Source organism: Methylocystis sp. (assembly GCF_051061225.1).
GTDB lineage: Bacteria > Pseudomonadota > Alphaproteobacteria > Rhizobiales > Beijerinckiaceae > Methylocystis.
In genome coordinates, this window is the sequence record NZ_JBPFEB010000005.1 from 54,725 (window position 1) to 80,562 (window position 25,838).

Sequence of the window (25,838 nt, forward strand, 5' to 3'; positions counted from 1 at the left end):
CGGCCGCGAGCGGGACATTACTGAGGGCGACGTTACTGAGCGGCGAGACGGGCGCGGGCGCGCAGCTTTTCCGTCTCGCTCTTGAGCTGGCCGCAGGCGGCGAGAATGTCGCGGCCGCGCGGCGTGCGCACGGGGCTCGCATAGCCGGCGTTGAACACGATGTCGGAGAAGCGCTCGATCGTCTCCCAGTCTGAGCACTCGTAGGGCGCGCCCGGCCAGGGATTGAACGGAATGAGATTGATCTTCGCCGGCACGCCCTTCAGCAGGCGCACGAGTTCGCGCGCCTCGGTGGGGCTGTCGTTGACGCCCTTGAGCATCACATATTCAAAGGTGATGCGGCGCGCGTTGCTGGCGCCGGGATAATCCCGGCAGGCCTGAAGCAGAACGTCGATCGGATATTTTCGGTTGAGCGGGACCAGCACGTCGCGCAGATCGTCGCGCACGGCGTGAAGCGAGATCGCGAGAGCGGGTCCGCAGTCGGCGCCGAGCCGCTCGATCTGCGGCACGACGCCGGAGGTCGAGACCGTGATGCGGCGCTTGGAGAGCGACAGTCCGTCGCCGTCGGCCATGATATCGATCGCGGCCATGACATTGTCGATGTTGTAGAGCGGCTCCCCCATGCCCATGAAGACGATGTTCGAGACCGCGCGCATCCCTTCGCCGGACGGAACGAGACCGTCGGTCGGCCGCTCGCGGTCCGGGAAGTCGCCGAGCCGCTGGCGGGCGACGAGAAGCTGGCCGACGATCTCGGCGGTGGTGAGATTGCGCACGAGCTTCTGCGTGCCGGTGTGGCAGAAGCTGCAATTCAGCGTGCAGCCGACCTGCGAGGAGACGCAGAGCGTGCCACGGTCGCTCTCGGGGATATAGACGCATTCGACCTCGGCGCCCTTGTCGAGCGCGTCGACGGGGGCGAGGCGCAGCAGCCATTTGCGGGTGCCGTCGACCGAAATCTGCTCCTCGACGATCTCCGGCAAGCGGATGTCGAAAGCGTCGGCGAGCGTGTGGCGCAACGTTTTGGAAACGTTGAGCATCTCGGAGAAGTCGCGGGCGCCGCGAAAGTAGATCCAGTGCCAGAGCTGCGAGACGCGCATACGGATTTCCCGCTCGGGCAGGCCCAGCGCGCGCAAGGCGTCGGCGAAGCCGGCGCGGGTCATGCCGGCGAGGGAGGGCTTGGCGTCGGTCTGAGACAAAGTCATATTCGGTCCGTCAGCGTGGCGCTCTAAAACAGGCGCGAAAGGCGAGGCGTCGATCTGGAGATGCGCATTCCGCAGGTTTTATCCAAGCCGGGAAGGGGACGAAACTGTCCGGGCGAAAAATCCTCATAGCGACATTTGGCTCGCTTGGCGACCTTCATCCCTTCGTGGCGCTGGCTCATGCGCTGGCGCGGGAGGGCTTTTCGCCGGTGATCGGCGCAAGCGCCGTTTACGCGGATTACATCCACGGCGAGGGCCTCGGCTTCGCCCCGATCCGGCCGGACGCCGACGATCTCACCGGGCGCCTCGGCATGGACCTCGGCGAGATTGCCCGCAAAATGGCCGAAGACGACAGGTTTCTCTTCGAAACGCTGATCTTCCCGCATCTGAGGGAGAGCTTCGACGATCTCGACGCGGCCGCCGAGGGCGCCGTCGCCATCGTGTCGCACAGCCTGGCCTTTTCGGCGCGGCTCGTCGCCGAGGCGCACGGCCTGCCGCTGGCCACGGTGCTCCTGTCGCCGCTGATGCTCTCTTCCGCCTTCGATCCGCCGCTGGGCTCCAAGGTTCCCCTGCGCACGGCGCCCGTGTGGCGCATCGAGTTCGCCTACAACCGCTTTCTTCTCTGGTCCGTCTCACAGGCCGTCGCGCTCTGGGCCGAGCCGCTGCGCCGTCTGCGCCGGGAGCTGGGCCTGCGCCCGCGCTATGGTCTGGACCTGCTGCTGGGCTCGAAATCGAGCAGCGCCGTCATCGGCCTGTTCAGCCCGGTCCTGGCGCCGGCCCACCGGGACGACGGCTCGCGGGCGGTTATCGCCGGCCATACCTTCCATGATCGATTCCTGGGGACAGGGACGCTCACGCCGGAGCTGGAGGCGTTCCTCGCCGCCGGCGCGCCGCCCATCGTCTTCACGCTCGGCAGTTTCGTGACTCGCGCGCGTCGCGATTTCTACCGCGACTGCATCGCCGCCGCCCGGCGGCTGGGTCGGCGAGCGGTGTTGCTGGCCCATGAGGAGGACGCGCCCGCGCTCGCGGCTGGCGCGCCCGGCGAGGTTTTCATTGCAACCTATGCCCCGCATTCGAAAATCTTCCCGCGCGCGGCGGCGGTCGTGCACCATGGCGGCGTCGGCACGGCGGGGCAGGCGCTGCGCGCCGGACGGCCGCAGGTCGTGACGCCGTTCCTGGGCGACCAGTTCGACAATGCCGGACGGCTGGCGCGGCTGGGCGTCGCCCATGTGGTGGACGGCAAGACGGCCACGCAGGACGCATTGTGGCGCGCGCTCGCCGGTCTCGACGCCGGGCACGAGGCGCGGGCGCGAAAAATAGCAGACATCGTAAGGACGGAAGACGGCGCCGCCGCCGCCGCGACGCGGATCGCCGCGCTTGTCGGACAGGGCGCCGCGATCAGGGAGCGCGCGGCATGTTGAGGCTTGTGGCTTTTCTTTTCGTGGCGCTGTCAGGTCTGGCGATGGCCGAGACCCTCCGGCTTGCGCCCGGCGCCGACACGACCTTCCGACTCTCCGAAAATCCGTCGACCGGCTATTCCTGGCGCATCGACGCGGCCGCGAGCGCGGGGCTCGACCATGTCGCCATCATCGACCGGGGCCATCAGCGTGGCGAGAACCTGCCGGGCGCGCCGGGGGCGCATGGCTGGACCATCCGCGCGCTGACATCCGGGAAAGCCACGATCCATTTCGTGCATCAGCGGCCGTGGGAGCCGGCGCCCGTGGAGACGCGGGACGTCGTCGTGGAGATCGGCGGATAGGGTCACCCGCGCGACCAGGCGTCGAGCCTGGACAGCCGGTAGAATTTCTTCGCGTGATGGCGGTCCATGCGACTGAAAATGTCGCGCAGGAAGCGCACGCCCTGCGCGAGGAAGGGACCCTTGTTCAGCATGACGCAATCGGCGCGCTGGCCCATTGCGGCGTCGGTCGTTTCGGGGCGGCTGGCCACGCCTTCGTGCACCATCTGGTCGAGGACCTGCGTCGCCCAGATCACCGGCGCATGCGCCGCCTCGCAGAGCCAGAGGATTTCTTCCTGCATTTCGGAAAGCCGCGCAAAGCCGACCTCGACCGCGAGATCGCCGCGCGCGATCATCACGGCGGTCGGATTGCGCATGGCGGCCTGGGCGATCAGCTCCGGGAGATTGCGAACCGATCGCGGCGTCTCGATCTTGAGAACCAGCGCAAGGGGGCGCTTGCCCTTGCGGCGCTTGTCGAGTTCGGCCTGAAGCCGCGCCACGTCCTCCACCCGCTGGACAAAAGAGAAGCCGACGAGGTCGGCATGTTCGGCGATGACGTCGAGGTCCGCGAGGTCCTTTTCGGTCAGCGGCGACAGATCGAGATCCGTCGCCGGGAAATTGACGCCCTTGTCGGGCTTCAGCCTGAGCCCCTTGGCCCGCGCCGCGGTGATTTCGATTTCCATATCGCCGGGACCATGCGCCGCCGTCACGACCCCGACGGCCTTCCCGTCGTCGAAGGAGACCGCCGACCCGAGCCGCAATTGCGCGACGACCTCGGGCATGGTGAGCGTGATGGCGGCCGCGTCCCCGCCGTGATGCAGCTTCGTGACGAGTCGCAACCGCTCGCCGGGATGAAGGCGGTATTTCTCCGGCGCGCGCACGCCGTCGATGCGCAGCTTCGGTCCGGCGATATCCATCAGGACAGGGCAGGGCCGTCCGAGATGTTTCGACGCGCGCCGAATGTTTTTTACCATCTTCTCCCACGCCGCCGCGTCGTCATGGGCGCAGTTGATGCGAAAGCAGTCGACCCCGGCTTCGAGCAACTCCGAAACATGGGCGGGGTCGTCCGCCGCTTCCGAGGCCAGCGTCGCCATGATGCGGGCGTGCGACGGGCCGGAGCCGAACACCTCCGCGCAGGCGCGCGCAAGTCGCTCCTCTCCCTGGCGGCGGATGTCATGCGGCGGATAGGCCGCGTCTTCTCCGCACAGCCGCCGCAGCGTCGCCAGCAGGGCGTCCAGCGACGCCAGAACATCGGCTTCGCTGCGGCCCAGCGATGACAGGCCGTATTCGGAGAGGCGCAACTGAAGCTGCGTGAGATCATGGCTGCGCAGCGCGAGGTAATGGGCAAGGTTGCGCAGATGGTCCGAGGCGCCGGCGCCCCATGCGGACAGGCGGTCGTCGCCTGCGCGAACCACCGCGTCGCGGATGGCCGCCACCTCGTCCCTCAATGCGACGAAGTCCTTCGCCAACTCTTTCGACGCCGCAACCATTCCACCGCCCCTGTTCCGCCTGCGCATCTTTCCACCGCCGATATGACAGAATTGCAAAGGGCGGCGCGAAGTTGAGCGCTGCTTGCGGCGCTAGCCTTCCGGGTCCCCGCGAGCGGCCTTCATGGCGTCCTCCAGCCGCACGGTGGCCGAGCCCGGCCTGGCGGGCTTCTGCTGGCTTTCATGCGGCGCCCAGCCGGAGAGCCAGATGATCTCGAACGTCGCCCGCACACGCCCGTCAGGGTCCGAGAAACGTTGCGCGTAAATCTCCGCCGTCCGCGCCAGCACGTCCCGGCGCAACGGACGCGAGGAGCGCTGCGCCAGCACGCTGGCCGCGCCCATGGCGCGCAGATCGCGCATCAGGGCCAGGACCGAGTCGTAGCGCAGGGCGAAGCTGTCGACGTCGGTCACCGGCAGAGCGAAGCCGGCGCGCTGCAACAGCCCGCCCATGTCGCGCACGTCCACGAAAGGCGAGACGCGTGGGCTGGCGCCGCCGGTCAGCTCCTCCTCCGCCTGCGCCAGCGCGACGCGCAGTTCGACCAGACTGGCGCCGCCCGGCAGGCAGGCCAGAAACAGGCCGTCCGGCGCCAGAATGCGCCGCACCTGGGAAAAGACGCCCGGCAAATCGTTCACCCATTGCAGCGCCATGCCCGAGACGACGAGGTCGAAGGAGGCGGGCGCGAAGGGCAGCGCCTCCTCGTCGGCGATCACGTCCCCGCCATGGCGGCTCGCGCGCAGCGGCGCCGCCCGGCCGCTGGCGACGATGGCCTGCGAGAAATGGTTCGCCGGCGCGCCAAGGTCGAGAGAGCGCGGGAACGCGCGTTTGACGGTCAGCAATCGGTCGAGAAGGTCGTCCGCGGCGCGCGCGAGCAGGAAATCCGGCGCGCCCCTCGCAATGGCGCGTCGCAGGCGGCGATGCAGAAGGTTGCGGTCAAAAATGCGCGGCGGAGCGGGCTGGCTGGTCATGCCACTGTCTATTGCGCTCAAATTCTCCGTGGACAAGCGCTGGACAAGGAGTTTTTGCGCGCCATCCATCTAGGGAAGGGGGCGGCGGAGACGGCGCGCGGCAGGCCCCTCCCAGTGTGGAGGACTCCTTAACCTTAAGCCGTAACCGCATGAAGCGGAACGTTTCGACTTCGACAGAATGACGGCTAAAATGTGGCTGTTGATGTTTCGCGTCCTGCGTCCGAGTAAAGGTGAGTGTCATGCGTAACGCGTTTTTCGGGCTCACGGCCCCTGTCCTCGCCGCCGCCGCGGCGCTCGGCTGTCTCTCATTCCCCCAAGCGGCTTCCGCCCGAGACACGGTCGCCTTCTCGGCCAGCATCGAGCCGGGCACGATCGTGATCAGCGCGAGCCAGCGCAAACTGTTCTACATCGTGAGGCCCGGCGTCGCCATTCGCTACTCCGTGGCGGTGCCGAAGCGCGGCAAGGAGTGGTCGGGCTACGCCTCTGTCGACGGCAAATATCTGCGCCCCGACTGGACGCCGCCGCCGGTCGTCAAGGCGGATCATCCGGAGCTGCCGGACCTGATCCCCGGCGGATCGCCGCGCAATCCCATGGGCCTCGCCGCTCTCACGCTGGATCGCGGAGAAGTCGCTATCCATGGGACCACTGCGAGGATGCGCGCCTCGATCGGAACGGCCGCGTCCTACGGCTGCATTCGCATGCTGAACGAGGACGTCGCGGACCTCTATTCACGCGTCGAAGTCGGCTCGCCCGTCCTCATGCAGCCCTGACGGCGCTTCGCGCACGGCGGCCCGGCTGGCGCGCGTCCCCGCCGGGCCGAAGTAAAAACCGGTTTCTCCAAAGCTTTTTATCGTTAAACCCGCGTATGTCTGTGGAATAAAGCCTCCGGGCCATAGACGACGCCCCACGAATCTCCCAGTCTGCCCGGGAGGTTGGGGCGCGCGTCGCACAAGCGCCGTCACGCATCTTCGGACAGGTGGAGTATATTGGCCAGAGCTGCTGATTCGTCAGCGGAAAGCTCTTCTTCGAAAAGGAGGGGCCTGTCGTCCGAAGTCCCGTGCGTCGTCCAATGTTTCGTAGTGCCGCGTCTTGCTGAACACGCCGATAAAGGTTGGCTCATGCTGATCGCTACAGAAAAAGAAACGGAACGCGCCGAGCATCCGGTCGATGTCGTGGAGCAGCTTGCCGCGACCAATGACTGGACGTTCGACCGTGACGACGAAGATGAGATTTCGATCGCCGTCACCGGCGCCTGGACCGAATATCAGGTCGCCTTCACGTGGCTGCCGCAGATCGAGACGCTACATGTGAGCTGCGCCTTCGACCTGAAGGCGCCGGAGCGTCGCCGCGCGGAAGTCATGGCGCTGGTGAGCGCGATCAACGAGCAGATGTGGATCGGCCATTTCGATTTCTGGCCGGGGGAGGGCGTGGCGATGCACCGCCATGGGCTGATCCTGTCGGGCGGGGCGCAACCCTCCGCCTCGCAATGCGCGGCTCTGCTCGACCATGCGCTGACGTCCTGCGAACGCTATTACCAGGCGTTTCAGTTCGTCCTCTGGGCCGGGAAGTCGGCGCGGGAAGCCATTGAGACGGCCAATTTCGAGACCAAGGGGGAGGCGTGACGCAGCCTCTCAAAGGGGCGTCGGTCGCGCTGATCGGCGCTGGCAACATGGGCCTCGCGATGCTCGAGGGCTGGGCCAGCGAGGGGCTTGCGGGCGACGACGTCGTCATTGTCGAGCCCAATCCGTCCCAGCGGCTGAGCGAACTCTGCGCATCGAGGGGCTTCGCGCTGACGACGCAGCCGGCGGCCGGCGCCGCGCGGGACGCGGTCATTCTCGCGATCAAGCCGCAAGCGCTGGAGGCCGGCGCCCTCTCGGCCGAACCGTTCGTCGGCGCCGGCTCGGTCGTCGTCTCGATCCTTGCGGGCAAGCGCATCGCCGATATTGCCGCGCGCCTGCCTGCGGCGAAGGCGGTCGTGCGCGCCATGCCGAATACGCCCGCCGCCATCGGTCGAGGCATGACGGGCGCCTTCGCCAGCCCTGAAACGACCGAGGGTCAGCGCGCGCTCGCGGATGCGCTGTTGAAGGCCTCCGGGCAGGTCGAATGGGTCGCGAGCGAAGCGCTGATCGACGCGGTGACGGCCGTCTCGGGCTCGGGTCCCGCCTATGTGTTCTATCTCGTCGAGTGTCTGGCGGCGGCGGGCGCCGAGGCCGGTTTGCCGAAGGATCTGGCGGAGCGCCTGGCGCGCGCCACCATCGAGGGCGCCGGGGAGCTTCTGTATCGTCAGCCCGGGACGAGCGCCGAAACGCTGCGCCAGCGCGTCACCTCGCCCGGGGGAACGACCGCCGCCGCGCTGGGCGTGCTGATGGCGGAAGACGGGCTGGCGCCGCTCATGGCCCGCGCCGTCGCCGCCGCCAAAAAGCGCGCCGGCGAACTGTCGGGTTAAGCTGTCGATGATGAAGCGCGCGCCTTGCCCCGGCTGGGGGAGGGCGCGGCCGTGCGCCCGAGAGCCGCGCCAATCCGGCGCTGTTTTCGGCCTTGCCCGGTTGCGGCGCGGCCATAGATACGGCAGAGAAGACGAAACCCCACTTCGGAGATCAAGATGAGCACTCGCAACAGAGTGATCGACGCTGCGATGAAGCTGGCGGGACGCCGCGATTTCGGGGACGTCAGCCTTTCGGACATCGCCTTCGAGGCCGATCTGTCGCTGGCCGATTTGCGCGATCTCTTCCCCTCGAAGGGCGCGATCGTCGGCGGCTTCTCGCGCCGAATCGACCGTCAGGTTCTCGAAGACTTCTCGGCCAAGAACTCGCACGACCCCGCCCGCGACCGCCTCTATGAAGTGCTGCGCAAGCGGCTGGAGGCGCTGGAGCCCCATCGGGACGCGCTGGAAAGCATCGCCCGCTGGGCGGCCCGCGATCCGCTGACCTCAGCGGCGCTGAACCGCGAGACCGTCAACTCCATGCGCTTCATGCTCGAGGCCGCCGACATCGACTGTGACGGTCCGGTGGGGTCGCTAAAGCTTCAGGGTCTCGCCATGGCCTGGGGCCGCGTGCTCGACGCCTGGTTCCAGGACGGTTTCTCCTTCGCGCTGGAGACGCTCGACCGCGAGATCGCGCGCGGCGAACGCTATGTCGAACATGTCGAGGACTTCGCCCGGATCACGCGCCCCTTCGCCGATATGGCGAACCGGCTGTTCGAATGGGGTGGCGGCCGCCGCCGGCACGCCGACGACGATCACCCGCATTCGCACGCCTGATCAGATCGGCAGCGTCACCGTCGCCCGCAGCCCGCCCAGCGGGCTGCGGTCCAGGGTGATGTCGCCGCCGTGCGAGCGCGCGATGTCGCGGGCGATGGCGAGGCCGAGGCCGGAATTGCCATTGTCCTGATTGCGCGACTCGTCGAGCCGGTAGAACGGCCGGAACGCGTCCTCGCGCCGCTCCACCGGAATGCCGGGTCCGTCGTCGTCGATGTGGACAACCATCGCCTCGCCGTCGTTGGCGATGGCGAATTCCAGCTTCTTGCCATAGCGCTGGGCGTTGCCGACAAGATTGGCGAACAGCCGCTTGACCGCCGCCGGACGCGCGTCGAGCACCGGGTCGCCGTCGATCCTCATCGACACGGCGACGCCGCGGCGCTCGCTGTCGGCCTTCAGCTCATCGAGCAGCGCGCGCATGTCGGTTGGCGCCGAGGCCTCGCCGCCGTCTCCGCGCGCAAAGGCGAGATAGGCTTCCACCATGCGCTCCATCTCGTCGATGTCCTTGCGCATCTCCCGCGCTTCATTGCTCTCGCCCATCAGCGCCAGAGACAGTTTGAAGCGCGTGATGATGGTGCGCAGATCGTGCGAGACGCCGTTGAGCATGGTGGTGCGCTGCTCGATGGCGCGCTCGACGCGGCGCTTCATCTCCAGAAAGGCGGCGCCGGCCTGCCGCACCTCGCGCGCGCCGCGCGGGCTGAACTGCACGTCCCGGCCCTTGCCGAATTCCTCGGCGGCGCGGGCCAGCCGCAGGATGGGCTTGATCTGATTGCGCAGGAAGGAGGTCGCGATGGCGAGAATGATGATCGAGGCGATCGCCATCCACATGAAGAAAATATAGGAGTTCGACGCATAGGCGTGGGTGCGCGTGACGAGCATCCGCAGCGTCGCGTCGTCGAGCGCGACGCGGATTTCGATGAGATTGCCCGGCAGGCTGGTGTTGATCCAGTAGGGCTGCATCAGCTTGCGCGACAATTCGGCGTTGAGCGCCTTGTCGAGCAGCGCGAACAGCGACTGTTTCGTCACCGGCGCCGGCAGCGGCTCCCTGGGCAGGATCGTCAGCTCCATGTTGAGATCCAGCGCCGCGATCCGCCGCAACTGACTGTGTTCGGCGTCGTCGGGGAAGGTGCGGTAGATGTCGACGACCGCCGCCGCCTGACGCGCGACTCCGGCGGAGAGGCGGTAGGTCACGACTTCCCAATGCCGCTCCATGAAGACATAGGCCACCGCCGACTGGAGCAGCACCACGGGCAGGATGACGATGAGCAGCGCGCGCGCGTAAAGCCCCTTGGGCATGCGCGCGTGAAGCCAGTCGGCGAAACGGCGCCAGATCTGGCGCGGCGCGGAAAGGACTTCGTTGATCACAAGCGACATGACCGGCCTCTAGCTCTGCGAATGCGACGGCGGCTCGACGAGCAGCCGGTAACCTTGCCCGCGCACCGTCTGCAAATGGCGGGGCGCATTGGGGTCGGTCTCGATCTTGCGGCGCAGGCGCGCAATCTCGACATCGACCGTGCGTTCCGCCGCCTGCGTTTCCGCGGCGCGCGCGGCGAGAGTCTGGCGGGAGACGATGGCGCCCGCGTGTTGAACGAGTGTTTGCAACAAGTCGCGCTCGCGCGTCGTCAGCCGCACCGGTTCGCCCGCGCGAGTCAGTTCGCCGCGCGCGGGATCATAGGCGAAGGGCCCGAAGCGCACCAACGGGTCCGGCGGCCCGGCGCGCCGCACGCGGCGCAGAATGCTGGCGATCCGCAGCGAGAGTTCGCGCGGATCGAATGGCTTGGCGAGATAATCGTCGACGCCCGCCTCAAGCCCCTCGACGCGGTTCGCGGTCTCCGTGAGGGCGGTGAGCATGAGAATCGGCGCGGAGCGCAGCGGCTCCGGCCCCTCTCGCAGCCGCGCGGCGAATTGCGTGCCGCTCTCACCCGGCATCATCACGTCGAGCACGATCAGATCGAAGGCGAAATCGCGCAGGCGCTCCTGCGCCTCCCGCGCGTCGGCCGCCGAGCTGACCAGATAGCCTTCTTCGGAGAGGTAACGCGCCAGAAGCGTGCGGATGCGGCGGTCGTCGTCGACGACGAGGATATGGGCGTCTTTCGGCGCGGCGCGCGACGGCGCCGGGCGGCGCGGCGGCGTCAGGCTCATGGCCGCGCGCTCCGGCCGAGATCGGGACCCCCGAGGTGACCGCGCACGCGCTCGCGCTCTTCGGGGTCCAGCATGGCGAAGAGAAACTCCGCGGCGGCGTCGCGGGTGGCGGGCGGCAGCGACTCCAGAACCCGCCGGAACCGCGCCGATTGCAGCGCCGCCAATTCGCGCGCGAGCTTGGCGCCGCGCGGGCTCGGGTAGAGCAGGCGTTGCCGGCGGTCCATCGCGCCCGCCCGCGCCTCGACGAAGCCTGCGTCCAGAAGCTGCTTGAGCACGCGGTTGAGGCTCTGCTTGGTGATCTTGAGAATGTCGAGCAGCGCGGCGATGGTCAGGCCGGGCCGGCGGCTGACGAAATGCAGCACGCGATGATGGGCGCGGCCGAATCCATAGTTTTCGAGCAGCCGGTCGGCGTCGCCGACGAAATCCCGATAGGCGAAGAAAAACAGCTCCACCAGATCGAGCGCCTCGCTGTCCTCCTCCTGACGCGGCGGCGTCCGCGCGCAGCGCAAAGGCTCCGCTGCGCCCGGCGCGGCTGGTTTTCGCTGGAGAAGCTCGCTCAAGAAGGGTGGCTCCGGCCTGAGGCCCTTATTCCGGGCGGCTTTACGTCAGCTATATTGACATATTTCTGACCGATGGCTAGTGCTTGCGCAAGCGTCCAAAGCGGCCCTTTCGGCCCTCATCGCGACGCCGCTTTCCCGGAGCTAGCCATGAGTGTCCCGCCCTTCGATCAGCGCGACGGATTCATTTGGTACAACGGCGCGCTCGTCCCGTGGCGCGACGCCAAACTGCATGTTCTCTCGCACGGCCTGCATTATGCGTCCTCCGTCTTCGAGGGCGAGCGCGCCTATGGCGGCAAGATCTTCAAGTCGCGCGAGCATTCCGAGCGCTTCAAGCGCTCCGCCGAGATTCTCGACTTCGAGATTCCCTACACGCTCGACGAGATCGACGCGGCCAAGGACGCGACGCTCAAGGCGAACAATCTCCTCAACTCCTATGTCCGCCCGGTGGCCTGGCGCGGCAGCGAGATGATGGCGGTGGCCGCCCAGCATTCCACGATCAATGTCGCCATTGCGGTGTGGGACTGGCCGAGCATGTTCGACATCGCCACCAAGATGAAGGGCATCAAGCTCGACGTCGCCGAATATCGCCGCCCCGATCCGCAGACGGCGCCGTCCATGGCGAAGGCGGCGGGTCTTTACATGATCTGCACCATCTCCAAGCATCGCGCCGAACGCCGCGGCTACGCCGACGCGCTGATGCTCGACTGGCAGGGCAGGGTGGCGGAATGCACCGGCGCCAATGTCTTCTTCGTGAAGGGCGGCGCGCTGCACACGCCGATCGCCGACTGCTTCCTGGACGGCATTACGCGCCGCACGGTCATTGATCTGGCCAAAAAGCGTGCGATCGAGGTCATCGAGCGCCGCATCATGCCGGACGAGCTGGCGAGCCTCGAGGAATGCTTCATCTGCGGCACGGGCGCGGAAGTCACGCCGGTGGCCGAGATCGGGCCTTACACTTTCGTCCCCGGCGCCATTTCACGCGCGCTGATCGAGGACTATGACAAGGCCGTCAACGCCTGACGGCGCGGGTCGCAGGCTGTGATCCAGAGCCGCCAACGGCTCTGGATCACAGGATTCACCCGCGATGCGTTCTCAGTAGAGCGTCTCGCAATGGCAGCGCCGGCGCGGGCCGTTGGGCCGGCGATAATTGGCGACAGTGTAGGAGCCGCCGACCGGAGGCGCGTAGCCGCGCACAGGATAGGCCAGGCGAGGCGCGCGTGCGCAGGGCCGCGCATAGGACGGCGGCGGCGCGCTGACATAGACATCGGCCGCGGTGTAGGCCGCCCGGCGATAATCGCCGCCCCCGTAGCCGCCGGCCGGATATTGGTAGCCGCCCTGGTAGTACCCCTGATCGTAGCCGACAGCGGCGACTCCGCCGTAGCTCTGATAGGCGCCGCCATAGCCGCCGTATCCGCCATTGCCCCCGTAGCCGCCGTATCCGCCGTTGCCGCCATACCCGCCATAGGCATAGCCGGGCGCCGGCGCATAGCCGCCGCCGTAATAGGGCTGGTCGAAGACGCCCTGTGCCGGGGCCGCGCTCGCGGCGAGGACGCCGGCGGCCGCGGCGAGCAACGGCCAAAGAAGAGATGTGTGACGCATGTGACAAACTCCGTGCTGAGATGGGCGCGCGTTATTGCATCGCCTCGCGCCGCATGGCCCTGCGGTGTGCGGCGGTTGCGTTGACCTCGGGGAGGCGGATGATGTGCGGATTCTCTTGGACGCCTGTCGCTGAACCGCGCGCGGCGGGCGCGGCGGGGGTCAGGCGGCTGTAGCCGTCATCGCCATAAAAGACGCCGCCGCCGCCGTAGAAGCCGCCGTCGCGGCGCCGATTGTCGTAGTGATTGTAAGTGTAGACCGCAGCGCCGCCGCCATGGGCGACCGAGTCGCCGCCGCCGCCCTCGCCGCCATAATAGCCGCCGCCCCAGAAGGTCCCGTAGGCGTTGGCGTGTCCATGCCAGTTGCCCCCGTTCCAGCCGGAGGTTCCGACAGGCCCCTGTCCGGGCGCATAGGCGCCGACCCCTATTCCCGGCAGGGACGCAGGCGGCGGCGCGCCTCCGCCGAAATTGCCGGCCTCCGCCGGCGACAGCGCCGCCGGCAGAAGGAGCGCCGCCGCCGTGGCGACCGCGCGCAGTCCCGATTTGATACACATGAGGGACGCCCTTTCGTGTCATTCCGGAACAGCCCCGCGCTCCCGCGCGGGCGACTGTTCACATTCGGCGCGCATGGCCTGCGCGCTGACACGTTGGGGCAACGTTCGTTCCGGCGGGCGCTCAGCCGCTCATGCGCGCCTTGATCGCATGATTTGGCGTTTTCTGGCGCTTTTTGGCAACCTGTGGCACAAGCACACGTATGCAATCGTAACTTAAGAAAAACAGTCATTTGCAATTCTAATTCGTGCCAGTGAGTGACTCTCGCTGCCAAGGGATAGACTATACCCCAAAAATACCCCAGAAATACCCCAGGGCCCGTTCATGCGATGGGTTCGAGGTTGCAAGCCGGGGAAAGTGAATGCCGAAACTGACCGTCAAGGCCGTCGAAGCCATCCTCCGCCGGGCCGCCGCGGGCGAGTCGGTCAAAGAGTTCACGGGCGACGGGGCAGGGCTCTATCTCCGGGTCAGGGCGTCCGGCGCCGCGTCTTATTGGCTCCGCCAATCCGGCTTCCCGCCCCTGAAGGTGTGTGACGCGGACATAGGGCTGGCGGAGGCGCGCCGGCTATCTCTCGAGGCCCGCGCCCAACGCGCTCGGGGGGTGGATCCAGCGGCCGAGAGGAAGCGGGGCAGGGCTGAGGCGCGCGCAGCCGCCGAAGAGGCTCGTGTGGCCGCCAAGGTGGCTGCCCTTGGCCCTGATAACGTCGCTTCCCTGTATGACGCCTACGAGAGGCGCCAGCTTCGCCCTAAGAAGAGGTCGGCCCATGCCGAGAACCTGGTCATGCGGCGGCGGGTCATTCCGGCATGGGGCGATCTTCCCATCAAGGCGATCACCCGCGCCATGGTCGCAAAGCTCGTTCATGACCTTTCTGACGAAGCGCCGCGCGCCGCCGATCTCTTGCTCTCCTACGTCTCAGGTTTCTTCCGGTGGGCCGAGGGGATGGGTCACATTGACGAGAACCCGGCGGCGCGCATCCCGCGCCCGGCCACCAACGACGCCCGAGAGCGGGTTCTATCCAACGCGGAGCTGCGCCTAATATGGCTTGCTTGCGATCGGCTGGAATGGCCCACCGGCCCGGTGATCAAGCTCCTGATGCTTTCCGGACAGCGTAAAAGCGAGATCGGCGACGGCCGTTGGTCCGAGGTCGACCTGGCGTCGCGCACCTGGACGCTGCCGAAGGCCAGGGTGAAGAACCAATCCGAGCACACGTTCCCGCTCTCCAGGCCGGCTATCGCGATCCTACAGGGCCTGCCCCGCGTCGATGGGGAGGATCGGATCTTCGCGGGCCCCAAGGGCGGCGCCTCTTGGGGCGGGACAAGGGCGAAGAGCCGGCTTGACGAGATCGTGACGGAATTGAATGGCGGGGAGGCGATCCCGCACTGGCAGCTTCACGATTTGCGCCGGACGGCCGCGACGGGATGGGGCAATCTTGGGGTCGCGCCGCACGTAGTCGAGTGCCTTCTCAACCACGTCGGCGGCTTTCGCGGCGGCGTCGCCGGCGTCTACAACAAGTCACGCTACTGGCCCGAGATGGTCGACGCCATGGATCGCTGGGCGGCGCACCTAAAGGTGATCGTGGCTGGCGACAACGTGGTCAGCCTTCCGGCGCGGAAGGGGGCCTAAAGTTTTCCCGAAAAATATTCATCCCGCCTGAATAGGGTTAGTCCTACAGAGTGGCGTTCAACAGATTAGCATTTACAATCCACCTGCCGCAGTCGATGTTTTCGCCGTCCTATTTCAGGATTATTCCAGAGCAAGTTTTCCCGCAGTTTTCTGCACGGGCCTATTGATAACGTGTGTATGAGCTCGCCATCATAATGTCACTTCTCAGTTGAGACAGGACGTGCCATGCCCGCGCAACTTGAAATCGAACTGCCGCCGAGCTTCAAAATCGGCCGCCGACGCTTCTATCGCTATTCACAAATCGAGCACCTGAAGAAGACGCTGATCGCCCAAGGGATGGGCAAGAAGCCGCCAGCCTACGTCGAACCGGAAAGCGGCGAGCGGTTTATCCCCGCAACTGCCGTGCGAGCGGAGCTCGGCTTGTCTGTCCGCACCTTCTGGCGCCGCGTGAAGGATGCTGACGAACGGCTCGGCGAGCGCGTTGCCGGCCCGGTGACGGAAGGGGAGGCCGCCTGATGTCGTCCCTGTCCCGAACCCTCACCATTGAGCTCGACGCTGAGAAAGCGTGGGGTCTGCGCAGCGACTTCAACTTGCAAGCAGAAGGCATCGCTGACCGTCTATCCCGAAAGTCTGGCCGACCAACCGGCGCCGAAGCTGAAAGACTGGGGCGAGAGGCGGCCTTCTATCGGGCGATCGTCAGCAAGCTCGACGACATCATCGACGCAAACGGCTGGAATGATGACGAAGAAGCCGCGTGACCCCTTCGGCGATGGCGTCACGGCGCCATCTGCGAAGCGATCAGCTTCACTGCCACGGAGACCGAAGATGACCTCAACGACCAGAACGACGGAGCGCATAGCGCTCATAACGAAACCATGGAGTTGCAATGATCCAGAAAGCAGAAAAGGCTGCCGGTGGCACGGCAGCCCTTCCCAAAAAACGCCAAGAGCTCTCCAACTCCGACCCTGCAAAAATAGGGTCTGAGCGCTCGCATGTCAAAGCGAATAGCTTGCTCGCCGCCAGGAGGTGCGCCGGGGATCTGCAACGGCTCGCGCGGGCGCATGTTCACGACCATGGCTATCCGTGGCGAAAATGGGCGTGCTTCGTCGCCAACTTGTTGCTGACTGCCGCGCCGGGCGATCATGTGTTCGAGCAGACCGAGCGGTCTGTCTCTGGCCATGCCTATGACCGAACGACCCTGACAAAGACGCGCACCAAGGTCGTCCGGTGGCCGCAGGTGAGCGCCGCCGTCGTCCTTTGCTACGGCGCCCACAGGCTCTTCGATCGGCCTGACCAAGCGCCCCCCGAGATCCTCGCCGCCGTTAAACAGGGCGTTGCTGATGCACTCTCGAGCGGTCGGCGAGTGCGCTATACCGCTTCAGACATCGGCCGCGCGCTGGGCGTGACGGCGGCAGAAAAGCTCGCCGCTGAGGCGTGGAGCGTCGAGGCTGTCGACGTCACTTCCGAGGAGTGGGCGGAGATCATGCGCCATCGCCGCAATGAGAAGCAGCGGGCGCGCCGCCGCGCGAAGGGCATGCCGTCGATCGCACAGAGTATTGCGGCTCAGGCTCGCGCGTTGGGGATCAAACCCAACACGCTGCGCACCCATCTGCGGAGGCAGAAAGCGCGTGCTGAGAAGGTCGGCGGCGATGTCCCCTTTGTGAAGCCGCCTAATAATAAGAAAACACGAAAAGCTTCACGAACGGGACAGCCGTCTGCCTCCTCCGCCCCGCCGGCGGTTGGTCCTCAAAAAGCAACCCAGCGCCGGCAACCCCCCGTCCCGCCCTGCGGGGGGCGGGGCGGGGAGGTGTTTGCCCGTGCGGCTGATGGATCACAGATAAGCCCCGCCGTCGCTCGTGCCTGGCAGATTTTTTCACCAACGATGGGGTGGGCAATCATTGCAGCCCGCGACCTCAATCCGCAGGCGCTGCAAAGGATGGTCCTTCGGCCGACCTTCGCTGTTCCGGAAGTCGTAAGGGCGTTTGGGTTGGAGGCAGGCAGATGACCAAACCCCAGAACGATGACGTGCGGGCAAGAAAGCGCGAGAGAGACCGCATCAGGCAAGCGGCGAAGCGGCGGGCAGCGCGCGCCTTGCCGAGAGAGGTGTATGAGGCCCGGTCGATCGAGAGGATGCGCCCGTGGGAGATGTTTGGCGTCAGCCGCGGGACGTATTACCGGCGCTCCAAGAAGGCGATGGCACAATCTGCGGGGGCGCCGCAATGAGCAAGCAGCGCCAGCCCCGCTCCGAGTATCTCTCGAATGCCCTCTCGCGGCTGAAGCCGTGGGAGGCGGAGGGGATCAGCCGCCGGACCTGGGAGCGTCGCCGTGTCGCAAGTGTGAGAGGTGACGCAAGTCCGGCGGCTGTCGCAAGTGTGAACCTTGTCGCAAGTGCGGCCGCGCCCGATGGCGCAAGTGTGGTCGGCGCAGACCAGGAGGGGAGCCTCGTCGCCGGCGGGCACCTCGACCCGGCCGAGGTGCCGAAGGACGAACCAAATACCGACGGTCCGATCGAGCGGTTCTCGGCCAACCGAAGCCGCGATCCAGATTTGCCTTCCACGCGTGGCGAGAAAATAGACGAGGAGCCGGCGCGGTTCCTGGAGCCTTCAGGGACCGTTCCCGAAACCCCGCCCGCTTGGTGGCGCGAGCCTTTGTCCGACTGGGCCGAGGGCCGCCTCGAGATCGAAAATATCGTGACAGGCAAGCGCACCGTCATCCATTTCGACGGAGAGGCGGCCAAGCGCCGAAAGCGCCGGCAGGAGCCGGAGCCGGCCGGGCGCATGTGGTTTCAAGATTGAAGGGGAACATCATGGGAGCCCATGAGAAATACCAGATGCTGCCGCCGCTGCCGGCCGAGCAATTCACCGCGCTGAAAGCGGATATTGCACAGCGCGGTGTAATGGTCGCCGTCGAGGTCGACGAATTCGGCGTCATTTTGGACGGGCACAACCGAGTCCGCGCCTGCCGCGAGCTCGGGATTAACGATTACCCGACTGTCGTCCGCGCCGGTATGACGGATGAACAGAAGCGCACTCACGCTCGCAGCCTCAACGTCAATCGGCGCCAGCTAACCCGCGACCAAATGCGCGAACTGATCCGGGACCAGATCCTGGACACCACCGAATGGGCAAACAACCGGATTGGTGCTTTGCTGGGCGTCGACGACAAAACTGTCGCCGCGGTCCGCGCCTCGATGGAGGCAACTTCGGAAATTCCGAAGTTGGAGAAGTTGATCGGGGCCGATGGGAAGGCGCGTCCCCACCGCTCGGCGAAGCCAAAGAGGCCAAGAGGTAATCCCGAGGAATGGAGCGCACAGGCGCTGGCTCCAGCATTCGGAGGCGTCCGCCTCAGCGATGCTCCTGACGCCATCCCGGACAGCCTGAAACTTGAAATGTTCGCCGCGGGGATTTCAGGCCATACGTGCATCGTCATGCGCGGAATCCCGTCCCCGGACCCATTGCATGGATTGACGACGGTGGAAATCGGCGAGTGGGCGACATTCGTCTACTTCCTCGTCTCCCGACACGGGTGGGCTCCCCATGACGCCCACGCGCATTTCGAGTGGCTCAGAAGAACCGGATCTCGGACAGTAGACGACTGGCTCGGACCAGTCGGAGATCGTTACCGTCAGAGCTATGGCCAGAAGCCAATCCCAGAAGGCTTCAAAAACAACTGGCGCGAATTCCACCGCCAAAACGACGGCCTCGACTTCGATCGCCTCGCCGCAGTCCTCGAGGGCGCGTAACCTGCCAAAAAGGCCCGTGCGCCTCTTGCGCTTACGCTACACCAATTGTCCGGCCGGGGGCTTAGCCGTTAGCGCTGCAGGCACGAAAAACCCGCCCAGCGGCGGCCGGGCGGGCTAAGTGGTTCCCGAAAGGAACCGGTTGGGTCAGGCGGCGTCCCGAGCGCGCTGGATCAGCCTGCGGTCGACGTTGAAGGCCTTTGCCAGCGAGTAGATGGTCTCGCCCTTCTCGAGGCGGGCCACAATCTCGCTGCGCTGGTCGCTGGTGAGCCGAGACGGGCGCCCGGGGGCCTTCCCCTCAGCGCGGGCGCGCTCGATTCTGGCGGCCGTGCGCTCGCGCAGGAGATCCCGCTCGAACTCGGCAACGGCGCTCAGCACCGACATGACCATCTTTCCGGCGGAGGAGGTCAGATCAGCGCCGCCGAGGGCGAGGCAATGGACGCGCACGCCGCGCTCGGCGAGCTGGTCGACCGTCTGGCGCACGTCGATCACGTTGCGGCCGAGCCGGTCGAGTTTTGTGACGACCAGCACGTCGCCGGCTTCGAGGCGATCGAGGAGCTTGGCGAAGCCCGGGCGCTGCAACGCCTGGACGCCGCCGGAGATTGTCTCCTCGACGACTCGGCGCTGGTCGACCTTGAAGCCGGCGGCCTCGATCTCGGCGGTTTGATTGCGCGTGGCCTGATCGGCGGTCGAAACGCGCGCGTAAACGAATGTGCGGGACACGAGCCCCTCCATATGTGCGGAACAGATAGGGATTAACGCACATATGGGCGGAATGCTCAATAGCTACTTTCGCTCAGGGCCAATTCTGGCCTGTGCGCAACCGATCGTTTTGGCACAGGAGGGTCATTCGCAGGCATTTAATCCTGAGAACGGACCAAAGTCGCTGACATCTGAACACAGTCTTTGCGCGGCGATCAAAGTAGGGATATTTACCCATTTTCGCGCTTTGTTCGCGCGTGCTTCGAGTGCCATGCGCCCATGCCCGAGGTTTGCAACTCTTCGACCCGACCCTCTCGACGTTCCGGCCGCGCTGGAAAGCCCTATCTGCCGCATCGTCTCGGCGACCTGGACCTTCGTTCTGAAGGGGGCCGCTTGTATGCCAGGCATTTCCAAACCTTCTCCGCCGAGTTCCCCGACGCAGACCCCGCAACCCTCCGGGATCTGGCAATGCTGGCGGCGACCGGCGAGCAGGCGTCCTCAGAGGCGTTGGGAGCGACAGACCCGTGGCTCCGGTCTCGCGCGCGCCAGGATGCTCTGCGCCTGTCCGCGCTGCTCCACCGCAAGCTAGCGGCGCTCCGCGATCGAAAGGCAGCACAGCCCTCAGCGCCATCGTCCGCCGCTGCTGACATCGCCGCATCTATCCTGGCCAAGCGCGGAGCGGCCGAATGACCGCGCTTGCGGGCGTCCATATCGACGAAGCGCTCGATCACCTCGAGCTGCTCGGCTCCGTCGTCCGAAGCGCGTCCTGGACGCCGTGGCGCGCGTTTCTCAAGGCGGTGTATGGGCGGCCGCTCACCGGCGAAGAGCTCGAAGTCTACCAGGCGTGCACGGCGAGGCAGGCGAGCCCGCTGGCGCCCGTTTCGATGGTCAGCATGGTGTGTGGCCGTCGAAGCGGGAAAAGCGCTGCAGCGGCTGCTCTGGCGGTTTTCGAGGCTTGCTTTCGCGACTGGTCACCATTGCTCGGTCCCGGCGAGCAGGCTGTCGTCATGACGTTGGCCGCGACCCGCGAGCAAGCCCAAGTCATTCAAAACTATGTCCGTGGCATTCTGAAAGCCTCGCCGCTCCTGTCCGCGATGATTGAGCGCGAGACAGAGACGATCCTCGAGCTATCGAACCGCGTCACGATCATCACGCAACCGACGAACTTCCGGAGCGTGCGCGGCCGGTCCGTCGCAGTGGCGTTACTGGACGAAAGCGCGTTCTGGTCGGACTCGGACACAGGTTCTAACCCCGACAAAGAGGTCCTGACGGCCGTGCGCGCATCGCAAGCCCAGTTCGGCGCGCATGCCAAGCTCATCATGTTGAGCTCGCCCTACCGGCGCTCCGGCATCTTGTTCGAGCACTGGAACAAGTGGCACTCGAAAGACGACCCGCGCCACCTTTCCTGGATGGCGCCGACGCAGCGCATGAACCCGACGGTGCCGCAGGACTTCATTGACGACGCCTTTGAAGAGGACGCCGTTGCGGCCGCGTCGGAATTCGGCTCGCTGTCCGAAGGCATTGCGTGGCGCTCCGACATCTCGTCATTCATCTCGAGAGAGGCCGTGGAGGCCTTGGTCGCGCCTGGCCGCTTCGAGCTGCCGCCGCGCCCTGGCGTGCACTATTGCGCCTTCGTCGACGCCGCGGGCGGCAGTGGCAGCGACTCCATGACCCTTTGCGTCGCGCACTCCCGCAACGAAGTCGCCGTGATTGACTGCCTCCGCGAAGCGCGGCCGCCGTTTAGTCCGCAGGCAATCGTGGATGAGTTTTGCGCGACCCTGCGGAGCTACGGCGTGAAGCGGGTAACGGGCGACAGGTGGGGCTCGGAATTCGTCCAGGAGCGCTTCAAAAACCTTGGCATTCACTATGAGGTCAGCGAGCGCACGAAGGCTGATCTTTACCGCGAACTGTTGCCCATCCTCAACGCCGGGCGCGCCGAGCTGCTCGAACACAAGCGGGCGGTGACACAGATCGCCGCGCTTGAGCGACGGACGGCGCGCGGTGGCCGGGACTCGATTGATCACCCTCGAGGCGGTCACGATGACCTTGCCAACTGCATCGCCGGCGCCTGCGTTGAGGCCATCGTGCAACGCGGCGGCCGCATGATCGTCACCCCCTTACGCATATGATGAGGCACCCATGAACGTCACAGACCTAAAGAACGCCCGCGCCGTTGCGGGAGCCGAATACAAGGCCACGCTCGATCAGCTGCGAAGCGCCTACATCGAACTTAGCGCGGCCGACATTGCCACCGTCGCGGCCGACACGTTCGCGGGGCTATCCCAGAACGCTGGAAAACTCGCTCACCCGGAGTTCTCGCCGGTCGATCCTGCGGATGATTGGCGAGAAGCGGTGCGGGCGCGGCGAGACGATCTCGCAAAGTCCATCGACCTTGGTGACCTCCGCGCCCAGCGCCAGGCGGCCGGCGCGACGTATGCCGCCGCGCTCGAACGCTTCCGCGTCGCGTTCATCACCCTCGCCGCGATCGAGGGCGCCCTCACGAGACTCGGCGAGGTCGTGCGCAGCTTCGATCAGATCCCCTCCAACGCTGGCAATTTCTACCATCCTGAATTCGCGCCGGCCAATCCCGGCGATGACTGGTGCGAAGCTGTGACATCCCGCCGAGATCAGATCCTCAAACAGATCATGATCGCGGACCTCCTGACCGCCCGCGAAGCGGCCGGCAAGGTGTATGCCACGGCAGTCGACCGACTCCGCGAAAGCTTTGTCGAGTTGGCCGCGATCGAAGCAGCGCTGACGCGAGAATTTAATGGCCGCGAGGATTATGCTTTGACCTTCGCCACGCTTCCTCAAAATCAAGGTGCGGCGCTCGAACATCCCCAGTTCGCCCCCATCGATCCTGCCGTGTCATGGCGAGATCAGATTGCAGCCCGCCGGGATCAACTGATTAAATCCGCGAAGTGAGGTTCAACCCATGAGCAAGTCTACGATGTTTCTCACCCGGCTGCCGATGGGCGCGCCGCAGGAAGCCTTTGGGCACATCGCCCAGGCATTTGAGATCAGCGAGCGCGCCGCCGCTGAAATCGCCACCATTCGCAAGGACGCGACCTTGACGCGCGCCGGGCAGTCGATCGCGATCGAACGGGCGTTGAAGGCGGGGCCGATCGGGCACCTCAAGCAGCTTCGCTCCGATGTGGACAAGCGCCTTTCGGACGCGACAGGGCAGCGGAGCGTGCTGCGCGATCGCGTGACGGGCGCGGACAATTTCCCGAAGTCGCTCAAGCAGGAGGTTCGGCAGTATTTGCGGGAGCTCGAGCCCAAAGAGCGAATGAAGATGATCCAGACTGACGATCCGCTCATTCGCGAGGCAGTTGTCAGCGCCCCACATTTCTTGAGCGGGCTGCCGCAGGACGTGTGGGAGCACGCGGTGACCGCCGCCGTTGAGGCCGTGCACGGCGAGCACCTGAAGGCGATCGACGCGCTCGAGGCCGCTTACAGCGAGGCGCAGGCGGCATTGCAAGTGGCATCCGACGACATTCAACGCGCCGCTGAGATTGACGCTGGCGAATTCGCGAAGCTCGCGGCGTGAGTTTTCAGCATCCCGTGGTGGCGCCGGAGGAAATCGGCGTCACGGGCAACAGGGCGGAAGCCCTCGAGCGCGGGAGAGTTGCAGAGGGAGGGGCGGCGTTTGCTCCAGGCGCCGCCCCGTTGGGGATGACAAATGAGCGAACTGACCTCTACCGACCGCGCCTGGTTCAAGCGGAATAGAGCGACAAATCTCCGGGTCCGCCGACCCGCTGACGGCGAGCTCGAGCGGATTTTCTCGAAGAGCCTCGGGTCTCATTTCGCGATCGACTGCAGCCCGATCCCGGCGCTTGACGGCGGCTATGAATGGCGCGTCCTGGTCGTCAAGATCGACCACGAAACCCTCGCGCGGTTGCCCATATCGCAGATGCAGGGGACGCCCTTCGAAGTGCAGGGCGACGGCTCTGGGACAGGCGCGCTCATGTGCGCGATTGGTGGTAATATCGTTCTCGACAAAATAAGGGCCTGAAGACATGTCGACCGTTTATGAAATCGCCACCAAAATTTCGATGGTCAACGGCGTCTCGGGTGTCCTGGCCGTTATCGCAAAGGATGCTCTGAAGGTCGAAGGGAGCATCAATAGCCTCCAGGGCTCGCTCGCCTCGCTCAACAAAATCAGCGCGTCGGTCGTCGGTGGACTCGCGGCGATTGGCGGCGTCGCCGTTCTCTCCGCATTCAAAAACGTGGCTGAGCATGGCGAGAAGCTGCTCGACCAGCAATTCAAGCTGCGCAATCTTGGCGTCGAGCAAAATGAAATCCTGAAGATGCAGGCCGACTATTTCAAGAGCATCTCCAAGGCGGTCCCGACGTCAACGGTGGATGAATACCTGAAGACCATCCGGGAGCTGCGCGCCGTCACCGGGGGCGACGCGGCTGGTCTCGCCGCGGCCGCGCGCATGGCTCCAAAGGCCATGATGATGAACGAACTGCTCGGCAACGAGATGGGAACGAAGGCCGGGGACGAATATTACAAGCTCCTGCGGTCGGGTGAAATGAAGGGCATTGCGACCGACCCGAAGAAGCGCGAGGCGTTCATCGACGAAGCCTACAAATACATTGCAGGCTTCGGCGGCAAGCTGACCGCCGATGACTTCCAAGTGCTCGCCCGGCGCGGCGGCGCGGCGTGGATGAACGCGAAGCCTGAAGCCCTAGGACCGCTGGCCGTGCTCGCCGCAGACCTCGGCGGCTCCGGCGCCGGCACGACGCTGATGACGCTGCAGCAGCTCCAGACGGGCGCTATGACGCTCTCCAAGCAACAAGGGGACGTCCTGGCGAAGCTTGGCCTGCTTGATATGTCGAAAACCACGAAGACCGGCTTCGGCGGCGGGCGTCTGCAAGTCGAGCCAGGCGGCATCAAGGGCTCACTGGCCTACACTGGCAACCTGCCCGGATGGATCCAGGACGTCATTTACCCCGCGCTCCAGAAAGCCGCGGGCGGCGACGAGGGCCTGATCGAAAACATGATCAGCAAGCTCGCCCCGAACCGCAACGCCTCGAAGCTGATCCACATGTTCGGCGACGCCGGTTTCCGCGACCAGATCGCTAAGGATCTTGGCATCGCGGGCAGTGTGCGGGACATCGAACGCGGCTACGGCGACTACGCCGCCAACAATCCAGTCGGCGTCAAAAAGGCCTTCCACAGCCAATACGAGTCGATGATGCAGGCGATCGGCGCGCCGGCGATGCAGGCGGCGCTTCCGGTCATGAAGGCGACGACCGAGATGTTCACGAAGATCGGCGCCTTCGCCAACGCCAACCCGCGCCTATTTGAAAACCTCGCCAAGGGCCTTGCGGAGCTCGGGAGCGCGGCGATCGTCGGCGGGCTGGGGATGATGGTCGCGGGCCCCGCCGGCGGCCTCATCGGCGCTCTGGCGGGCAGCCTGGGGGCGCTCGCGGCGTTGAACTGGGACGCGATGAAATCTTCCATCCCCGGCGTGACTGCCGACCTCGGGAAGTTCGTCACCGGCTTCGCCGATTTCGGAACGAAGCTTGCGGACCTGTTTGACAAGCTCCTCTGGCGCCTCGGCCTGTGGCTTTCGAGCGCCTGGCAAATCGTCAATAAATGGCTTCCGGGAGGCGGGGGCTCCTATGCGGACGCCGCCGCTCGCATGCGTGGCATGCACTCGCTGTCGTGGATGTCAGGTGTCGGCGGCGGCAAGCTCGGCTTCGGTCTGAAGGGACCGGCCGGGACCGGCTCCGGCGGCGACATGAAAGGCCTCATCGACCAAGAGGCGGCGCGCGCCGGCATCGACCCGCGCCTCATGTATGGCATCGTCGCTGGCGAGAGCCTGCACGGCAACCACTTCGACATCGGCGACGGCGGCCGGTCGCATGGCCCCTTCCAGCTCTATACGGGCGGTGGTCTCGGCAACGCGTTCGAGAAGCAGACCGGACTGAGCGTGAGGGACCCCGCCAATATGCGGGCGATGGCGCGCTTCACCGCGGAGCATATCCGCCGCACGGGCGATATGTCGCCCTGGCACGGGTTCCACGGCAGGCGCGACTGGAACCCGAGCTGGGGCAACATGGGCTATTCGCCGTCCAGGGAAGTCGGCCCGCCGCCGAAATCGGGCAAGCAGGTGCAAGTCCATACGGACATCCACCTCGACGGCCGCAAGATCGCGCAGGCGGTCACGCACCATGTCGCACAGTTGCACGAGCACTCGCGGCAGAGCCCGTATTTCAGCGGCACGGGCATGTTCGCGGGACCCGACGGTCACTTTGCCGTCGGCTAAGGAGGC

General features: G+C 65.8%; 27 protein-coding genes. 18 read left to right on the forward strand and 9 right to left on the reverse strand.

Annotated features, from left to right (window positions below; translation table 11 throughout):
- Positions 1–32 precede the first annotated feature (32 nt).
- The gene (gene rlmN / locus ACR652_RS00680) at positions 33–1,196 is read right to left on the reverse strand and encodes a 23S rRNA (adenine(2503)-C(2))-methyltransferase RlmN (protein ID WP_434504591.1); all 1,164 of its coding nucleotides are present in this window, start codon (positions 1,194–1,196) and stop codon (positions 33–35) included.
- A 164-nt stretch (positions 1,197–1,360) separates the two neighbouring features.
- Between rlmN and ACR652_RS00685 the strand changes: the two genes are divergently transcribed.
- Together ACR652_RS00685 and ACR652_RS00690 are read left to right on the forward strand one after the other, a co-directional pair.
- Positions 1,361–2,614: a glycosyltransferase gene (locus ACR652_RS00685; RefSeq protein ID WP_434504592.1), complete on the forward strand. Its 1,254-nt coding sequence runs from the start codon at positions 1,361–1,363 to the stop codon at positions 2,612–2,614.
- Positions 2,608–2,952 carry a protease inhibitor I42 family protein gene (locus ACR652_RS00690; RefSeq protein ID WP_434504593.1) on the forward strand — a complete coding sequence of 115 codons (345 nt, stop codon included), beginning with the start codon at positions 2,608–2,610 and terminating at the stop codon, positions 2,950–2,952. The genes ACR652_RS00685 and ACR652_RS00690 overlap by 7 nt, the downstream gene beginning before the upstream one ends.
- Before the next feature lie 2 nt (positions 2,953–2,954).
- Here ACR652_RS00690 and ACR652_RS00695 read toward each other — a convergent pair whose 3' ends face one another.
- Positions 2,955–4,418: a pyruvate kinase gene (locus ACR652_RS00695; protein ID WP_434504594.1), complete on the reverse strand. Its 1,464-nt coding sequence runs from the start codon at positions 4,416–4,418 to the stop codon at positions 2,955–2,957.
- A gap of 90 nt (positions 4,419–4,508) precedes the next feature.
- On the reverse strand, positions 4,509–5,381 hold the full coding sequence (locus ACR652_RS00700) for a methyltransferase domain-containing protein (RefSeq protein ID WP_434504595.1): 873 nt from the start codon (positions 5,379–5,381) through the stop codon (positions 4,509–4,511).
- 239 nt (positions 5,382–5,620) lie between these two features.
- Here ACR652_RS00700 and ACR652_RS00705 point away from each other — a divergent pair, with 239 nt between their 5' ends.
- The 4 genes from ACR652_RS00705 (at position 5,621) to ACR652_RS00720 (ending at position 8,640) form a co-directional block, all read left to right on the forward strand.
- Positions 5,621–6,151, forward strand: coding sequence for a L,D-transpeptidase (locus tag ACR652_RS00705; protein ID WP_434504596.1), 531 nt, complete (start codon positions 5,621–5,623; stop codon positions 6,149–6,151).
- A 348-nt stretch (positions 6,152–6,499) separates the two neighbouring features.
- Positions 6,500–7,003, forward strand: coding sequence for a YbjN domain-containing protein (locus tag ACR652_RS00710; protein WP_434504597.1), 504 nt, complete (start codon positions 6,500–6,502; stop codon positions 7,001–7,003).
- Complete coding sequence (proC, locus tag ACR652_RS00715; protein ID WP_434504598.1) at positions 7,000–7,827, forward strand: pyrroline-5-carboxylate reductase; 828 nt, start codon at positions 7,000–7,002, stop codon at positions 7,825–7,827. The genes ACR652_RS00710 and proC overlap by 4 nt, the downstream gene beginning before the upstream one ends.
- Positions 7,828–7,983: 156 nt before the next feature.
- Positions 7,984–8,640, forward strand: a complete 657-nt coding sequence (locus tag ACR652_RS00720) for a TetR/AcrR family transcriptional regulator (RefSeq protein WP_434504599.1) — start codon at positions 7,984–7,986, stop codon at positions 8,638–8,640.
- On the opposite strand, the gene ACR652_RS00725 is transcribed toward ACR652_RS00720, so the two are convergent.
- From ACR652_RS00725 to ACR652_RS00735, 3 genes are read right to left on the reverse strand one after another with little or no spacing between them, the layout of a single operon-like run.
- Positions 8,641–10,011, reverse strand: a complete 1,371-nt coding sequence (locus tag ACR652_RS00725; RefSeq protein ID WP_434504600.1) for an ATP-binding protein — start codon at positions 10,009–10,011, stop codon at positions 8,641–8,643.
- 9 nt (positions 10,012–10,020) lie between these two features.
- Complete coding sequence (locus ACR652_RS00730) at positions 10,021–10,779, reverse strand: response regulator transcription factor (RefSeq protein WP_434504601.1); 759 nt, start codon at positions 10,777–10,779, stop codon at positions 10,021–10,023.
- On the reverse strand, positions 10,776–11,288 hold the full coding sequence (locus ACR652_RS00735) for a MarR family winged helix-turn-helix transcriptional regulator (RefSeq protein ID WP_434504839.1): 513 nt from the start codon (positions 11,286–11,288) through the stop codon (positions 10,776–10,778). Before ACR652_RS00735 ends, ACR652_RS00730 begins: the two co-directional genes overlap by 4 nt.
- A 198-nt stretch (positions 11,289–11,486) precedes the next feature.
- Between ACR652_RS00735 and ACR652_RS00740 the strand changes: the two genes are divergently transcribed.
- Positions 11,487–12,359 carry a branched-chain amino acid aminotransferase gene (locus ACR652_RS00740; RefSeq protein ID WP_434504602.1) on the forward strand — a complete coding sequence of 291 codons (873 nt, stop codon included), beginning with the start codon at positions 11,487–11,489 and terminating at the stop codon, positions 12,357–12,359.
- 72 nt (positions 12,360–12,431) lie between these two features.
- Here the strand turns inward: ACR652_RS00740 and ACR652_RS00745 are convergent, their stop codons facing one another.
- Positions 12,432–12,938 carry a hypothetical protein gene (locus ACR652_RS00745; protein ID WP_434504603.1) on the reverse strand — a complete coding sequence of 169 codons (507 nt, stop codon included), beginning with the start codon at positions 12,936–12,938 and terminating at the stop codon, positions 12,432–12,434.
- 31 nt (positions 12,939–12,969) lie between these two features.
- Entirely contained in the window at positions 12,970–13,488 is a 519-nt protein-coding gene (locus ACR652_RS00750) for a hypothetical protein (RefSeq protein WP_434504604.1), read from the reverse strand.
- A 359-nt stretch (positions 13,489–13,847) separates the two neighbouring features.
- Here ACR652_RS00750 and ACR652_RS00755 point away from each other — a divergent pair, with 359 nt between their 5' ends.
- The 6 genes from ACR652_RS00755 (at position 13,848) to ACR652_RS00780 (ending at position 18,852) form a co-directional block, all read left to right on the forward strand.
- A complete protein-coding gene (locus ACR652_RS00755) occupies positions 13,848–15,110 on the forward strand; it encodes a tyrosine-type recombinase/integrase (RefSeq protein WP_434504605.1) in 1,263 nt (420 codons plus the stop codon).
- Positions 15,111–15,335: 225 nt separating this feature from the next.
- Positions 15,336–15,626: a hypothetical protein gene (locus tag ACR652_RS00760; RefSeq protein ID WP_434504606.1), complete on the forward strand. Its 291-nt coding sequence runs from the start codon at positions 15,336–15,338 to the stop codon at positions 15,624–15,626.
- Positions 15,626–15,868, forward strand: coding sequence for a hypothetical protein (locus ACR652_RS00765; RefSeq protein WP_434504607.1), 243 nt, complete (start codon positions 15,626–15,628; stop codon positions 15,866–15,868). Before ACR652_RS00760 ends, ACR652_RS00765 begins: the two co-directional genes overlap by 1 nt.
- 128 nt (positions 15,869–15,996) lie before the next feature.
- On the forward strand, positions 15,997–17,115 hold the full coding sequence (locus tag ACR652_RS00770; RefSeq protein WP_434504608.1) for a hypothetical protein: 1,119 nt from the start codon (positions 15,997–15,999) through the stop codon (positions 17,113–17,115).
- Positions 17,116–17,329: 214 nt separating this feature from the next.
- Entirely contained in the window at positions 17,330–17,905 is a 576-nt protein-coding gene (locus ACR652_RS00775; protein ID WP_434504609.1) for a hypothetical protein, read from the forward strand.
- An 11-nt stretch (positions 17,906–17,916) separates the two neighbouring features.
- Positions 17,917–18,852 (forward strand): ParB N-terminal domain-containing protein, encoded by a 936-nt coding sequence (locus tag ACR652_RS00780; RefSeq protein ID WP_434504610.1) that lies wholly within the window; start codon positions 17,917–17,919, stop codon positions 18,850–18,852.
- A 144-nt stretch (positions 18,853–18,996) separates the two neighbouring features.
- On the opposite strand, the gene ACR652_RS00785 is transcribed toward ACR652_RS00780, so the two are convergent.
- Entirely contained in the window at positions 18,997–19,572 is a 576-nt protein-coding gene (locus ACR652_RS00785) for a recombinase family protein (protein WP_434504611.1), read from the reverse strand.
- Positions 19,573–20,237: 665 nt separating this feature from the next.
- Between ACR652_RS00785 and ACR652_RS00790 the strand changes: the two genes are divergently transcribed.
- The 5 genes from ACR652_RS00790 to ACR652_RS00810 all read left to right on the forward strand — a co-directional run bounded on the left by ACR652_RS00790 (position 20,238) and on the right by ACR652_RS00810 (position 25,832).
- Entirely contained in the window at positions 20,238–21,680 is a 1,443-nt protein-coding gene (locus ACR652_RS00790) for a terminase large subunit domain-containing protein (RefSeq protein ID WP_434504612.1), read from the forward strand.
- A 10-nt stretch (positions 21,681–21,690) separates the two neighbouring features.
- Positions 21,691–22,476, forward strand: coding sequence for a hypothetical protein (locus ACR652_RS00795; protein ID WP_434504613.1), 786 nt, complete (start codon positions 21,691–21,693; stop codon positions 22,474–22,476).
- Positions 22,477–22,522: 46 nt separating this feature from the next.
- A complete protein-coding gene (locus ACR652_RS00800; protein ID WP_434504614.1) occupies positions 22,523–23,101 on the forward strand; it encodes a hypothetical protein in 579 nt (192 codons plus the stop codon).
- 132 nt (positions 23,102–23,233) lie between these two features.
- Positions 23,234–23,566: a hypothetical protein gene (locus ACR652_RS00805; RefSeq protein WP_434504615.1), complete on the forward strand. Its 333-nt coding sequence runs from the start codon at positions 23,234–23,236 to the stop codon at positions 23,564–23,566.
- 4 nt (positions 23,567–23,570) lie between these two features.
- Positions 23,571–25,832, forward strand: a complete 2,262-nt coding sequence (locus ACR652_RS00810) for a hypothetical protein (RefSeq protein ID WP_434504616.1) — start codon at positions 23,571–23,573, stop codon at positions 25,830–25,832.
- The last annotated feature ends 6 nt before the right edge of the window (positions 25,833–25,838 follow it).